The 13775-nt window shown below is 49.1% G+C and carries 15 protein-coding genes; 11 read left to right on the forward strand and 4 right to left on the reverse strand.

The window, feature by feature from the left end; genetic code table 11:
• Positions 1-143: 143 nt before the first annotated feature.
• Both WFP70_RS21035 and WFP70_RS21040 read left to right on the forward strand, forming a co-directional pair.
• On the forward strand, positions 144-1061 hold the full coding sequence (locus WFP70_RS21035; protein WP_034828959.1) for an arginase family protein: 918 nt from the start codon (positions 144-146) through the stop codon (positions 1059-1061).
• Positions 1062-1541: 480 nt separating this feature from the next.
• Entirely contained in the window at positions 1542-1997 is a 456-nt protein-coding gene (locus WFP70_RS21040) for an NADPH-dependent FMN reductase (RefSeq protein ID WP_337024317.1), read from the forward strand.
• Between the two features lie 63 nt (positions 1998-2060).
• Here WFP70_RS21040 and WFP70_RS21045 read toward each other — a convergent pair whose 3' ends face one another.
• Complete coding sequence (locus tag WFP70_RS21045) at positions 2061-2951, reverse strand: LysR family transcriptional regulator (RefSeq protein ID WP_160867025.1); 891 nt, start codon at positions 2949-2951, stop codon at positions 2061-2063.
• A 156-nt stretch (positions 2952-3107) separates the two neighbouring features.
• On the opposite strand from WFP70_RS21045, the gene pckA reads away from it, so the two are divergent.
• Entirely contained in the window at positions 3108-4727 is a 1620-nt protein-coding gene (gene pckA / locus WFP70_RS21050; RefSeq protein WP_337024318.1) for a phosphoenolpyruvate carboxykinase (ATP), read from the forward strand.
• 166 nt (positions 4728-4893) lie between these two features.
• Here pckA and WFP70_RS21055 read toward each other — a convergent pair whose 3' ends face one another.
• Both WFP70_RS21055 and ptsJ read right to left on the reverse strand, forming a co-directional pair.
• Positions 4894-5613 carry a type 1 glutamine amidotransferase gene (locus WFP70_RS21055; RefSeq protein ID WP_337024319.1) on the reverse strand — a complete coding sequence of 240 codons (720 nt, stop codon included), beginning with the start codon at positions 5611-5613 and terminating at the stop codon, positions 4894-4896.
• 34 nt (positions 5614-5647) lie between these two features.
• Positions 5648-6976 (reverse strand): MocR-like B6 salvage transcription factor PtsJ, encoded by a 1329-nt coding sequence (ptsJ, locus tag WFP70_RS21060; protein ID WP_337024320.1) that lies wholly within the window; start codon positions 6974-6976, stop codon positions 5648-5650.
• A 69-nt stretch (positions 6977-7045) separates the two neighbouring features.
• Here ptsJ and WFP70_RS21065 point away from each other — a divergent pair, with 69 nt between their 5' ends.
• The 8 genes from WFP70_RS21065 to mazF all read left to right on the forward strand — a co-directional run bounded on the left by WFP70_RS21065 (position 7046) and on the right by mazF (position 13502).
• Positions 7046-7846 (forward strand): YggS family pyridoxal phosphate-dependent enzyme, encoded by an 801-nt coding sequence (locus tag WFP70_RS21065; protein WP_337024321.1) that lies wholly within the window; start codon positions 7046-7048, stop codon positions 7844-7846.
• Positions 7847-7850: 4 nt separating this feature from the next.
• Positions 7851-8081, forward strand: coding sequence for a hypothetical protein (locus tag WFP70_RS21070; RefSeq protein ID WP_337024322.1), 231 nt, complete (start codon positions 7851-7853; stop codon positions 8079-8081).
• An 85-nt stretch (positions 8082-8166) separates the two neighbouring features.
• Positions 8167-8649 carry a glutathione peroxidase gene (locus WFP70_RS21075; protein ID WP_337024323.1) on the forward strand — a complete coding sequence of 161 codons (483 nt, stop codon included), beginning with the start codon at positions 8167-8169 and terminating at the stop codon, positions 8647-8649.
• A 176-nt stretch (positions 8650-8825) separates the two neighbouring features.
• Positions 8826-9470, forward strand: coding sequence for a Qnr family pentapeptide repeat protein (locus WFP70_RS21080; protein WP_337024324.1), 645 nt, complete (start codon positions 8826-8828; stop codon positions 9468-9470).
• 461 nt (positions 9471-9931) lie between these two features.
• Positions 9932-11440, forward strand: a complete 1509-nt coding sequence (gene proP, locus WFP70_RS21085) for a glycine betaine/L-proline transporter ProP (protein WP_160834133.1) — start codon at positions 9932-9934, stop codon at positions 11438-11440.
• A gap of 282 nt (positions 11441-11722) precedes the next feature.
• A complete protein-coding gene (locus WFP70_RS21090) occupies positions 11723-12811 on the forward strand; it encodes a mechanosensitive ion channel family protein (RefSeq protein ID WP_097118754.1) in 1089 nt (362 codons plus the stop codon).
• A 113-nt stretch (positions 12812-12924) separates the two neighbouring features.
• Positions 12925-13170, forward strand: coding sequence for an AbrB/MazE/SpoVT family DNA-binding domain-containing protein (locus tag WFP70_RS21095; RefSeq protein WP_058961633.1), 246 nt, complete (start codon positions 12925-12927; stop codon positions 13168-13170).
• On the forward strand, positions 13170-13502 hold the full coding sequence (gene mazF / locus WFP70_RS21100) for an endoribonuclease MazF (RefSeq protein WP_337024325.1): 333 nt from the start codon (positions 13170-13172) through the stop codon (positions 13500-13502). Before WFP70_RS21095 ends, mazF begins: the two co-directional genes overlap by 1 nt.
• A 37-nt stretch (positions 13503-13539) precedes the next feature.
• On the opposite strand, the gene WFP70_RS21105 is transcribed toward mazF, so the two are convergent.
• On the reverse strand, positions 13540-13758 hold the full coding sequence (locus tag WFP70_RS21105; RefSeq protein ID WP_409566158.1) for a hypothetical protein: 219 nt from the start codon (positions 13756-13758) through the stop codon (positions 13540-13542).
• Positions 13759-13775 lie beyond the last annotated feature (17 nt).

Consider the following 13775-nt stretch of genomic DNA (forward strand, 5'->3'; position numbering starts at 1 on the left):
TCCGACCTTACCAGCGCTTTTCCGCAAACCAGGCCACCAGCCATTCTGTCAGGGCACTCTTCCACTGCAACCTGTGTCAAATCATCTGTCTCTCAACAAGGTCAGCTAGAGTTAAGCTAATCCGTGTAACCCGAGGCGAAGTGATGAAGAAAATCATTCTTGTTCCGTCCAATCTCGGCCTTAATCCATTGTATGAAGGGCATATTCCAGGCACATTCCGTGCCCCTGAGATCCTGATGCAGCATGGGCTCAGGAACGTCTTCTCAGACTATGAGATTGTGACGGTTCCTTGCCCTCCCTATAGCCCTGAGGCTGAACCCGATACCGACATCCTAAATGGTCACAAGCTCAGACGGCTTAATTTGCAATTGGCGGACGAAGTCGAAGCATCACACCGATTGAACCTTAAACCGATTGTAGTTGGGGGTGATTGCGCTATTTTGCCGGGTGTCATTTTGGGCAGTCGGCGTCAACTGGGACCGCTGGCACTGGTACATATTGATGGCCATAGTGATTTCCGCCATCCTGGAAATTGGGCACGCCCTTACGCCGGGCGACCCGGTGCAGCAGCCGGAATGGATCTGGCGTTGGTCACGGGTCGAGGGGAAGCTTTACTCACTCAATGGCCTGATTTTGAAGGAGCGCTCATTGCAGATCACGCAGTGGTTCAAGTGGGTGAGCGTGAATCGCAGCTTGTCGATTACGAATGGCCAGATATTGCCGACACTGATATACGCCGTATCACTATTTTTGACGCGCTGAAGTTATCAAATCAGCAACTCATTGACAGAATATTCGAACGACTGAATCGCTTTCCTGAAATACCCTACTGGATTCATCTCGATCTGGATGTACTGGATAGTGCCGAAATGGCCGCCGTAGACTGCCCCGGCACACCAGGGTTGACTTCGCAAACCCTGGTGAGTATCTGTCAGGTGCTGTTCAACTCTACCCGCTGTTGCGGCATTACGGTGACTATTTATGATCCTGATTTAGATCCCGATGGGACCGAAGCTAAACGGGTTGTGCGCATTATTGGTGGGATCACTGGGGAAACTTAAAATTCAAAACGAAGATGCGAATTAATCGTTAACTTCATGAAAATTAAAGATTTAACAGGACATATTAAGTGACATTCAAAAGCATATCACTGACAATAGTTCGAATGTGGGCAACTGTTCAATAAGCCATACGCATCTTAAATCATAGGGTATGCAAGGGACGGCTATTTCCCTGGCCAATTTGTCTCCTTGCTGGAAAAATGCTATTTCACCTTGCTTTCGATGCGGGGAAGATGCCTTTAAGTAAAGTTGAGGTTGAAGCGGCGCTGGTATCGTTGCGTAATGAAACAGATGATGACAGGTATCGACTCTCGTAGAGTAAGTTAAGATTTTAAAGAAATAGGCAGTATTTTCTCATTTAGTGTTCTGGCTTATACAGAATAAATTTCAGAGGCGCAGTTTGATGAGTAATGGAAAGTATGTATTAGGCATTTCTGGCAGTCTTCGTGCTGCATCGTTGAACACTGTTTTTTACAGGCCATGTCTCTGCTTAGCCCAGTGGGAATCACATTTGAAATATATGACTCGCTGGATAAACTCCCTCTATTTAATGTTGATGATGAAAATACACAGAATTCAGCAGTTGAGCACTGGAGATATGCACTATCCAGGGCGGACATGGTGTTATTAGTCAGCCCGGAATATGCACATGGTGTCACCGGAGTAATAAAAAACGCCCTTGACTGGATTGTTAGCAGTGGCGAATTTATTGATAAGCCTGTCTCAATGCCTAACCTGTCTGTCAGGGCTCATCTGGCACATTTACAACTCACAGAGACATTGAAGGTTATGGGCGCGTCACTGCCAGAAGCATGTTGCCCGAGGGCAATACTTGAAGCACCTTATGTGTTTTCCGATGCTACCGAGTTTTCATTAATTGAAAATGCTGGAATTTGCTTAAGATTAAATGAGTTATGGGAAATATCGAAATGGTAATGGCACAATAAATAAAATGACTTAAATCTGCCTTTAACATCCTGTTTTAAGACCATACCACCATCAACCCTCAATATTCCGCCCTTTCACATAGCGCCAGAAGCGTTCCGCCGTCAGATTTAAGCGTGCACCTGAGCGATAAACATAAGCCGAAATCTTCAGCGAAAGGCTGTGATCCATGATCGCCAGCCTTCTCTCCTCCAATTCACGCTGAATCGAGTAATCCGGCAGCCAGCCAACGGCATCGCCTTTCAGGATCATTCTCTTCAGCAACTCGCTCATCGATGAAACGAAGGTCAGAATGAAGGTGGTATTGGGTATGCGATCAATAACCTGATTGACCTGACGCCCCATATAACTGTCATTGGCATACTTGACCAGCGGCAGTGTGTCGCCATTGATGGAGAAAATCGGCTTACCGTGCTGGTCACAGGGTGAAACCAGGTGCAGCGCGGAATCGAAAATTTTGTGATTGATAAACGGATAATTCATCAGCTCTTCATTATAAAAGGACAGGATAAAATCACTTTTCCCCTCTTTCAGGTTAAATACGGCATCGTTGACGTTAATCGATTCAACAAAGAAAACTTTATCAGGGCTGTCACGGTAATCCGCCAGTATATCGGGCAGCAGCAGGACGGAAAGCGAAGGCGCCGCATCGATCCGGATACTTTGCTTTAACTTATCTTCACCCTTAATGCGGCTGATCTGGAAGTCCATATCATCGAGCATATTTCTGGCATAGCCGACAAAGATTCTGCCTTGAGGCGTCAACTGCGGCGGATTCACTTCACGATTAAATACGCTGAAACCCAGGTTCGATTCGAGTGCCTGAATCCTTCTGCTAAACGAGGATTGCGAAATATTTCGTCTCTCTGCCGCAAGCGTAAAGCTGCGGCATTCTTCTAATGCAATCACATCATAGAACCACTTCACTTCGAGATTACTTAGCACGTCTTTGCTCCAATTGCAGCCCCCAACTCTATGCATTTTTTACATGACAAATGATTTATATGCAATTTCTGCATCAAAAAGCCAGTGCTACTATCCATCCCCTATTCGGGTCGGCCCTAGCCGCCTCGCCAATCATCCAATGAGTCAGGGTATTTTATGAGCGCAATTAAATCTGTCATGCAACATCTCTCAAGCCTTGGCATCAACGATGTCAGCGAGATCATCTACAACCCGAATTACGAATTGCTATTCGAGCATGAAACGTCAGCCGAGCTTAAAGGCCCGGCGCGCGGAATTGTGACGACGTCTGGTGCGGTGACGGTTGATACCGGCGAGTTCACGGGCCGCTCTCCACGCGATAAGTACATCGTTCGCGACGATGTGACGCGAGATACCCTGTGGTGGTCGGATGCTGGCCTGGGGCGCAACGATAACAAACCGATGTCGACTGACGTGTGGGCGCATCTGAAAACGCTGGTCGCCGATCACCTGTCTGCCAAAGCGCTGTATATCGTGGATGCCTGGTGTGGCGCGAGTGCCGATACCCGTCTGGCCGTGCGTTTTGTCACTGAGGTGGCCTGGCAGGCGCACTTTGTCAAAAATATGTTTATCGCCCCGACCGACGAAGAGCTGGCAAGCTTTAACCCGGACTTCACGGTGATTAATGGCGCCGGTTGCGTCAATCCGCAGTGGCAGGAGCAAGGGTTAAACTCGGAGAACTTTGTTGCCTTCAACCTGACAGAGAATATCCAGCTGATTGGCGGGACCTGGTACGGCGGCGAAATGAAAAAAGGGATGTTCTCAGTGATGAACTACCTGCTGCCGCTGAAGGGTATCGCGTCCATGCACTGCTCAGCAAACCGGGGTGAAAAAGACGATGTGGCGCTGTTCTTTGGCCTCTCCGGTACCGGAAAAACCACACTGTCGACCGATCCGCGTCGCCAGCTCATTGGTGATGATGAGCACGGCTGGGATGCTGACGGCGTATTCAATTTTGAAGGCGGCTGCTATGCCAAGACCATCAATCTGAAAGCGGAATCTGAACCGGAAATTTATGGTGCTATCCGCCGTAACGCGCTGCTGGAAAACGTTGTCGTTCGTAAAGATGGCAGTGTGGATTATGCCGATGGCAGCAAAACCGAGAACACACGCGTCTCTTATCCACTGTCGCACATCGAGAATATCGTGCAGCCGGTGTCTCGCGCGGATCACCCTTCACGCATTATCTTCCTTGCAGCGGACGGATTTGGCGTGCTCCCTCCGGTTTCACGTTTGACGCCAGAGCAGATGCAGTATCACTTCCTTTCTGGCTTCACCTCCAAGCTGGCGGGCACCGAGCGCGGCATTACCGCCCCGACGCCGACGTTCTCAGCTTGTTATGGCGCTGCTTTCCTGATGCTACACCCAACGCAGTACGCGGACGTGTTACAGGAGAAAGTTGCACAAAGCGGTGCTGAAGTGTGGCTGGTGAATACCGGCTGGAACGGTGCAGGCCAACGTTTGTCGCTGAAAGATACGCGCCAGATCGTCAACGCCATCCTCGAAGGGGAAACTGGCGCAATGCGTGAAGAAACACTGCCGATCTTTGGCCTCGCCATTCCGCAGGAGATTGCTGGCGTCGATGTGAACACACTCGATCCGCGTAACGGCTGGGCATCCCCGGCAGAGTGGCAGGAAGCGGCCGAGAAACTGGCACAGCTGTTTATCAATAACTTCAAACAGTACAGCAACAACGAGGCCGGTGCGCGTATTGCGCAGGCAGGTCCGCAGTTGTAATTTCGCTGACGTTTAGCAGAGTGCCATTCAATGGCACTCCTTCACCGCTAATTAAGTGCTGATATCTGACTGAAATAACGCTGCCCCGCGTAAAATCGCCGGGCAGCGTTATTAATTAATAGAGCAGAAAGAATGCCAGGCACAGTTAGCCTGAAGTATTCAGTGCTTATGCTGATTTATAACGAGCTTCTAACTTATCTAAAAAGCCAAATAGCACTTCATTCATCTCGCTGTAGTCGTGTGCACGAAGTTCTTCTGGCGTGTTAACAAAGCGGTATTCAGCTGCACGGCTCAGGTCATTCTCAGAATGCGCGATCAACATTTCAACGACCTCCCGCGTTAATTCCATATGACACTGGAAACCATAAACGCGATCGGAATAGGCAACGATCTGGCGCGGGCAACCTTGGCTATAAGCAATGATTTTTGCCTCTGCCGTCAATCCCGGCATGTCGTTGTGCCAGTGCCCTACTTCCAGCGTGCTGGCAAAGTGAGTGAACATCTCATCCTTGCTACCCTCTTCCGTCAGTGTGATTGGGTATTTACCAATCTCTTTTTCAGGGCTATGTGCGAACGGCGCGCCAAGCGCTTCACCAATCAGTTGTGATCCCAGGCAAATACCGATAACGGCTTTACCGGTTTGAATCGCCGAAACAATCAACGCCTGTTCACCTTTCGCATCAAAGTGCGGGCATTCAGCTAGTGTGGTGGAGGGATCTTGTGGCCCTCCCATCACAATCAGAAAATCGATACCTTCCGCGTCTCCTGGCAACTTATCACCGGCGTAAACCCGCGAGTAAGACACATCATGGCCGTGATTAATGGCCCATGTTTCGTAGGCGCCGGGTGTTTCAAAATCTTCATGTACGATGAAATGTACGCGCATTGCAGAGAACTCCATGAGTAATGTTCTGGCCTGTTCAGACCTTATTGGTAGCCTGAATCTGACCCTGCTGTGACAGAATCCCGGCCAGGGATTTTGCGATTAATTCAGTTTCGGGTGCATCAAGCTCAGAGACGGTGATCCGTAACCCTGAACGCGTGCTGTCCAGCATGAACCCTTCTCCGCCCCGAACCAGCCAGCCGCGTTGTGCCATTTGCATCACCGTTGCCGCACTGTTGTGCGCTAAAGGAACCCACACGTTTAAGCCGTCGTGATGTTCTGAAACAGTGACGCCGTGCTGTTTCAACGCGCTGACCAGCAATTCTCGTTGGCCCAAATAGCGCCCGCGTGCGGCCAGAATGGATTGCTGAAAGTCAGGCGAACGCATATGGCCCGCAGCCATATCCTGCAGAATATGGCTGACCCAGTTTGTCCCGGCATTCAGGCGTTGACGCAGACGTTGTGACGTTTCTTCATCGCTGGCAACAAAGGCCATGCGCATATCAGGACCAAGAAACTTCGACAGGGAGCGGATGAGCACCCAGTTACGGGTATTTGCCGGAACAATATGGTGATAATCCTGGGTTGAGAGCAGAGAAAAGTGGTCATCCACAATCACCAGTACCTGCGGATAACTTGCCAGCAAAGAGCGTATGCCCTCAGCCCTGCCAGCGCTCAGGCCAAAGCCAGTTGGATTTTGGGCGCGTGGGGTAATGATCACCGCTTGAACCCCTGCAGTCAGTTGGCGTGACAGCGCCTCAATCTGCATTCCTTCCGCATCCATGGCGACAGGCGCAGCCTGAAGCCGGTTGTGCCGCAAGGTACTGATGCTGCTGAGGAAGCAGGGATCTTCAACCGCCACGCGATCGCCCGCGATCAGGTAACTGGCAAGCACCCTCTCAACCGCATCAACCGCACCGTTGGTCAGATTTAATTCAAAGGGAACATTGAGATCGGGTTGTAGCCATTCGAGACCTGCCGCCTCAAGTTCAGGCCGGATTTCCGGTTCGCCGTACAAACCCGGTGTATTTTGAATATGCGTAACAAGTTGGTTAACAGAGGGAAGAACCGAAGCTGCAGGATTGCCACTGGCGAGATCGCGTATCGCCAGGCCCGGTGCGCTGCCTTCAATATCAATCGTCGCGAACAGTTCACGCACAATGGTGCCGTTTCTGCCTCTGGACAGGACAAAACCTGCATCCGTGAGGCGCTTATAAGCCAGAGCAACCGTGTTGCGATTAATGCCCAACTCACCGGCTAAATCACGTAGTGTAGGAAGCATCGTGCCGGGCGCGAGTTCACCCGCCTGAATCTTTGCGCGGATCTGATCGAAAATATCACCCGCTGTTTTTCCGTTTATCTTCATTGATCTGGTACAAATAAAAGTTTAGCCTAGGTCAATGTTAATTGACTGCTGAGCGCTTGTCTATACGCCATGAAAAACACCGAAATCAAAACCTTAAATCCTGACACTCAGCCCCGTCACGACATGCATAATCGTTGGCCGCGCGCAGAGAGTGTGCAGGATTTCATCGACAATTTGGCCGCCGTGCAATCCCGAATCGATGCAGCTTGCCTGCGCGCGGGGCGTGATGTATCTGACGTTCGCCTGCTACCCGTCAGTAAAACCATGGATGAAAACCATATCCGTCTGGCGCATCAAGCCGGATGTAAGTTGCTGGGTGAAAACAAAGTGCAGGAAGCATGGGGGAAATCGCAGGCCATGTCAGATCTCACTGACTTGAAATGGTCTGTGATTGGTCATCTTCAGTCCAACAAAGCCAAACTGGTTGCCAGATTTGCCAGTGAATTTCAGGCTCTGGACTCACTCAACACGGCAGTGATACTGGATCGGCGTTTACAGCTTGAAGGCCGCACGCTGGAGGTGTTTGTGCAGGTGAATACATCTGCTGAACCGAGCAAATATGGTTTGGTTCCTGAACAGGTGGCGAACTTCATGTCGCACATAAGTCCGCTCAAGAATCTGCATATTAAGGGGCTGATGACATTGGCAGAATTCACCTCAGATGCCGATCGTGTGCGGGCCTGCTTTATCCGTTTGAGGAAACTGCGCGATGGACTTGCTGATGTGTATGGCCATTTGCAGCTGTCGATGGGGATGTCGGGTGATTTCGAAATCGCTATCGAAGAAGGCGCCAATGTTGTGCGCGTAGGTCAGGCCATTTTTGGTACCCGCTCGCTCCCAGATGATCACTTCTGGCCAACAGGAAACTAAGGCAATGATCACGACACACCGCCTCAGCGTGTACCTCAATAACAACCTGGTCGGTAATCTTGACTGTGAAAGTCATCAGGCCGATGCACTCATCACAAAAATTCAGAACGCACTATCTGCCGAAGAGGGATGGTCTACTGTCAGATGGGTTTCGGATCAGGAAAAACGTATTCTTGAGAGTAGCCCTGCGGGTATCAAACTGATAAGCAGTGAAAAGCTTTTCCGCCAGGCATAAATCTATCGCGTCAATCGACACGCAGTGCCTTCAAGCAACGTGGTAATGTCGACGTCGAACTGTTTTCTGCTTTAAGGAAGCCAACATGACCACTTTCCATCAACTTACCGCCACCAGCCTGAGCGGCCAGCTTATCTCCATGGCTGATTACGCTGGCAAACTGGTTTTGGTAGTGAACACCGCCAGCCATTGCGGCTTCACGCCACAGTACGCAGGCCTTGAAGCGCTTTATAAGAAGTATGCCGCCCAGGGGCTGATGGTGCTGGGGTTCCCTTGCAATCAGTTCGGTAAGCAGGAGCCCGGCGATGCCGACGCGATCTCGCAAACCTGCCACATTAACTACGGTGTAAGCTTCCCGATGTTCGAGAAGGTGGAGGTCAACGGAGCGGCTACGCATCCGGTGTTTGGTTATCTGAAAGACGAATTACCCGGCTTGCTGGGCGGTTGGATAAAGTGGAACTTCACTAAATTTCTCATCGGACGTGACGGCAAACCTATTAAGCGTTTTGCACCGTTCACCACGCCAGAGAAAATGGAATCTGCGATTATAGCTGCACTTGAAATCTAATCATTCCTGAGCGTCATTCGCGCTGAAAAAGATTAATCTAAATAATATAGTTCCCTACTTCTTTCAGCGCAGACAATTCCAGTGTTGCTGCCGGTGAGTCAGATTTTGTCGTTTGACGCACGGCTATAAATCAGTTTAACATCCACACCACTGTATAAAAAAACAGGATCAGCATCATGACCCTAACTCTGGTTGGCGAGAAAATTAGCAAGAATCGGTTTACCGGTGAGAAAATTGAAAACAGTTCTTTTTTAAACTGTGATTTTTCTGCTTCAGATCTTAGCGGTACTGAGTTTTCCGGCTGCAGTTTTTACGATCGTGAAAACCAGAAAGGATGTAATTTCAGCCGAGCCACCTTAAAGGATGCCATCTTCAATAGTTGTGATCTGTCTATGGCGGATTTTAGAAACATCAGTGCTCTGGGTATCGAAATTCGCAGCTGTATGGCTCAGGGAGCGGATTTTCGCGGTGCCAGCTTTATGAATATGATCACAACCCGCACCTGGTTTTGCAGTGCATATATCACCAAAACCAACCTCAGCTACGCCAATTTATCCAAGGTGGTTTTAGAGAAGTGTGAACTCTGGGATAACCGCTGGATTGGCACTCATATTCTGGGTGCAACGTTCAGTGGATCAGATCTCTCAGGCGGTGAGTTTTCTTCATTTGACTGGCCTTCTGCCAATTTCACTTATTGCGATCTGACAAACTCGGAGCTAGGTGAAATCGATGTGCGTGAAGTTGATATGCAGGGCGTGAAGCTGGACAACTACCAGGCCTCATTAATATTGCAGCATCTTGGCATCTCGGTTGTTAATTAATAAGCTGCATGTTAACCACTCATTTTAAATTTATCGCAGTGCCTGAGTGAATGAATACGGACTGCCAGTAAACAACATATTATGGCAATACCGCTAGTCATCAGCACAAGGTCGATTATCTGGCATGCTCGACCAAATACTATTCACCCCATCGTGTTGCCTTCACTACTGTCACGGAATGAAGGCGCAGTGACGATGCCTAGGGGCCTGTGAGCTTAACCAGCATCAGTGAGTCCGTCTTGCCCACTGAGTACGCCCGTCCTTACGTCTTAAATCTTCGCGATCAAGCCCAAACGCCCAGCCTAAAAAACACCGCTAAATCGGGGTTTCTCCCGGCAAATTGTAAATTTATGTCTATGCTGTATCAGGATCATCAGCTTTTGCTGGGTTCACTATGACGTTTTACTGTTTGTTTATAACTAGATATCAATCAAAAGAAATTGATTTTTAAGGGAATGGTAATGCTTAGTTTAAGACGTAAAAAGGTTAAACCGATGCGGTTGAAGGACGTGACAATCATTGATGATGCTCGTCTCAAGAAGGCGATTACCGCCGCCGCTCTGGGTAATGCCATGGAGTGGTTCGATTTTGGGGTATACGGCTATGTCGCAGCCGTTTTAGGCAAAGTTTTTTTCCCGGGTGCCTCGCCTGGCATTCAGATCATCGCCGCTTTGGGCACATTCTCGGTTCCGTTCATCATTCGTCCGCTAGGGGGAATGTTCTTTGGCGTATTGGGTGATAAATACGGCCGTCAGAAGATTCTCGCCATCACCATCATATTGATGACCTTCAGCACCTTCAGTATCGGACTTATTCCTTCCTATGCCACCATCGGCTTCTGGGCACCGGTCTTGCTGCTGATTGCAAAAATGGTTCAGGGATTCTCGGTGGGAGGCGAATATACCGGTGCTTCAATCTTTGTGGCGGAATACTCACCCGATCGTAAACGCGGATTTTTAGGCAGCTGGCTTGATTTTGGTTCGCTGGTTGGCTTCGTCTGTGGCGCCGGTGTGGTTGTGCTGCTCACCACGATCCTGGGCCAGGAAACCTTCAATGACTGGGGCTGGCGCATTCCCTTCTTTATGGCATTGCCATTAGGTTTGGTCGGCCTCTACCTGCGTCATGCGCTCGAAGAGACCCCAGCATTCCAGAAACATGTGGATTCACTGGAAGAAGGTTCCAAACAAGGTTTGAGTGAAGGCCCTTCTGTTCCTTTCAAAGAGATTGCACGCAAACACTGGCGAAATCTTATCTCCTGCATCGGCATCGTTATCACCACCAACGTGGCTTATTACATGCTGCTGACTTATGTGCCGAGTTACCTGACCCACAATCTGCACTATTCAGAAGACCGTGGCGTTTTAATCATTGTCGTTATCATGCTGGCGATGCTGTTTGTGCAACCGGTGATGGGATTACTCAGTGATAAATTTGGACGTCGTCCCTTTATCATTATTGGTAGCGTGGCAATGGTGCTGTTATCCATTCCATCCTTTATGCTGATTACTCATCACAGTTTAGTCGCACTCTTTTTCGGACTCCTCATTCAGGCCGTTATACTCAACTGCCTGATAGGCGTAATGGCTTCCACTCTGCCCGCGCTATTCCCGACAGAAGTGCGTTACAGCGCGTTGGCCAGCACCTATAACATCTCCATTTTGGTTGCGGGTATTACCCCTACCCTTACCGCCTGGTTAGTGGAAGTGACAGGCAACCTTTATATGCCGGCATGGTATCTGATGGTAGTGGGTGCGATCGGTGTGGTGACCGGTTTTACCGTGAGGGAAACCGCTAACAAACCGCTCTATGGTGACACCCCAGCTGCCTCCTCGCTTGAAGAAGCCAAAGAGTTGCTGCAGGAGCATCATGATGGCATTGAGCAGCGCATCGAGGATATTGATGAACAAATTGAGGAGTTGAAAAATAAACGCCGCAATTTAGTCGCTCAACACCCCGAAATAACGCAATAAATATTAACCGCTGCCTAAGGGCAGCGGATTTCCCCCTCAATCGCCCTTCCTGACACAGAACACTTATTATCGTCTATACTTTCAGTGAGTTGGTTTATTCACTATTTTTAATTAAAACTCGATAATGATGATGAAATTGTTTTCATCAGAATCAATGATGGGCATTAAATTAATCTCATTATTAGCGAATAGATAGTTAGCAGATAATCGGACAGACAACGGTTACTGAATATTTAATTTACCTGACAATGATATATTGTCAGCTGAAAATGAGGGAAAATAATGCCATCGATATTTGATGAGTTATCTGACGCCCCTTCATGGGTGCCTGCTGTGTTACTTGTCACCCTTTCGCTTGTAGCAGGTTTTCTGGCTCGTTTTTTACTGCTTAGATTTATACGTTACTGGCAGGATCGCGACAGGAAATTATTCAAATCACTTGAGAAGCATCTTCGTGGTTCAATGTTTCTGTTTATTCCACTGATGTTAATCAACGTCGGAGCCGAGTATGTAAATATTCACCCCGATTCGCTTTCGTTCATTACCCCCACGCTGAATGTTTTCATAATATTGTCATTGTGCTCGATTTTAATAAGATTGACCAACGTCGCGCAGGACATGCTATTTATTCGCTATGATATTAATCTGTCAAACAACCTGCGCGCCAGGAAGATTCGCACCCAGATCATTTATGTCAAAAAGGTCGCGATCGTCCTCCTTGTGTCATTCTGCCTTTCACTGATTCTTATCAGCATTCCCGGCGTGAGAAAATTCGGTACCACTATCCTTGCCGGAGCTGGGGTGGCGGGCATCATTATTGGTTTTGCATTGCAGAAATCACTGGTTAATTTGTTTGCTGGCATTCAGATCGCCTTCACACAACCGATCAAAATTGATGACGCTGTTGTGGTTGAAAATGAATGGGGCTGGATTGAGGAGATCAACCTGACCTATGTTGTAGTGCGTATCTGGGACCTGCGCCGACTGGTGCTGCCAATTACCTACTTTACCGAGAACGCCTTCCAGAACTGGACGCGCAATAATGCCCAAATATTGGGTTCAGTATTTCTATATCTTGATTACTCGATGCCACTCGAACCGCTGCGTCAGCATTTTGAAAAAGTCCTGAGTGAAACCAAACTTTGGGATCAACAAACGCAGGTGCTTCAGGTGACTGATACTACGGACAAAACCATGACGATTCGTTTATTAATGACCGCACAAAACTCCCCAACCGCCTGGGATTTACGCTGCTATGTGCGTGAGAAGATGATTGAGTTTATTCAACAGAATTACCCGCAAAGTCTTCCTCATGTGCGGGCGACGTTGACCGAGACTGGAGTATCTAATAGCACGAAAACGTTATCTTAGATGATAAGCTTTCCTGCGTTTAAAGGTGGTAGCTCAAGCGGTAATGACGTATCTACGTTGTATCAACCTTAACGATGATATACAGTGTATCGACATTTCGCAGGAGGTTGGTTATGACCACGGTGACGTTAAAAAAATGGGGCAATAGTCCTTCAATCCGCATCCCTGCCAGCGTAATGCAATCTGCTGCGCTCAGTGTTGACGACAAACTGGAACTCAGCGTGGAAGATGGCAAATTGATACTTGTCCCGGTGAGAGAAAAGGAGTATTCCCTTGATGCTCTGCTGGACGGCATCACTGAAGATAACGTCCATGAAAAAATTGATTTTGGACCTTCAGTTGGCAAGGAATTGCTCTAATGGTTTCACGTTTTGTACCCGATGCCGGAGACCTGATCTGGCTGGATTTTGACCCTACACTGGGGCACGAGCAGGGTGGACATCACCCTGCTGTCGTCCTCAGTCCTTTTGCCTATAACAACAAAGTGGGCATGCTGCTTTGCGTACCCTGCACCACTCAGGCCAAGGGTTATCCCTTTGAAGTCATCCTGTCAGGCGCACGGGAGAGTGTCGCGCTGGCTGATCAGGTGACCAGCATTGACTGGCGCGTCCGAAAAGCGGTGAAAAAAAGCCATGTCACATCGAATGAACTGGCTGAGATTCGCGCCAAGGCGAAAGCGCTGATTGGATAAGCACGAAAACTGGCAGCCTGAAGCCGCCAGTTGTTCTTCAGTGCCCACGCCGCGCCCGCATCATCGCCAGCCTGAACTGGCGGACATCTTGTGGCGTCCAGCAGCGGCAGGACAACGGCGCGGTATCGTCAACCGCGGCGGGTAGCGGGACTTTCTCTAGCGTGCCACGATTGCAAATCGCACAGGCTAAAGTGGCGGAGGGCACGCCAAGATAGCGCGCAACCTCCGGCAAGGTCATCAGTGTAGTACGCATCATAACCTCCTCGTTGCATG

Origin of the sequence: Pantoea sp. USMM079 (genome assembly GCF_037153115.1) — a bacterium.
Classification (GTDB): Bacteria; Pseudomonadota; Gammaproteobacteria; order Enterobacterales; family Enterobacteriaceae; genus Pantoea; species Pantoea communis.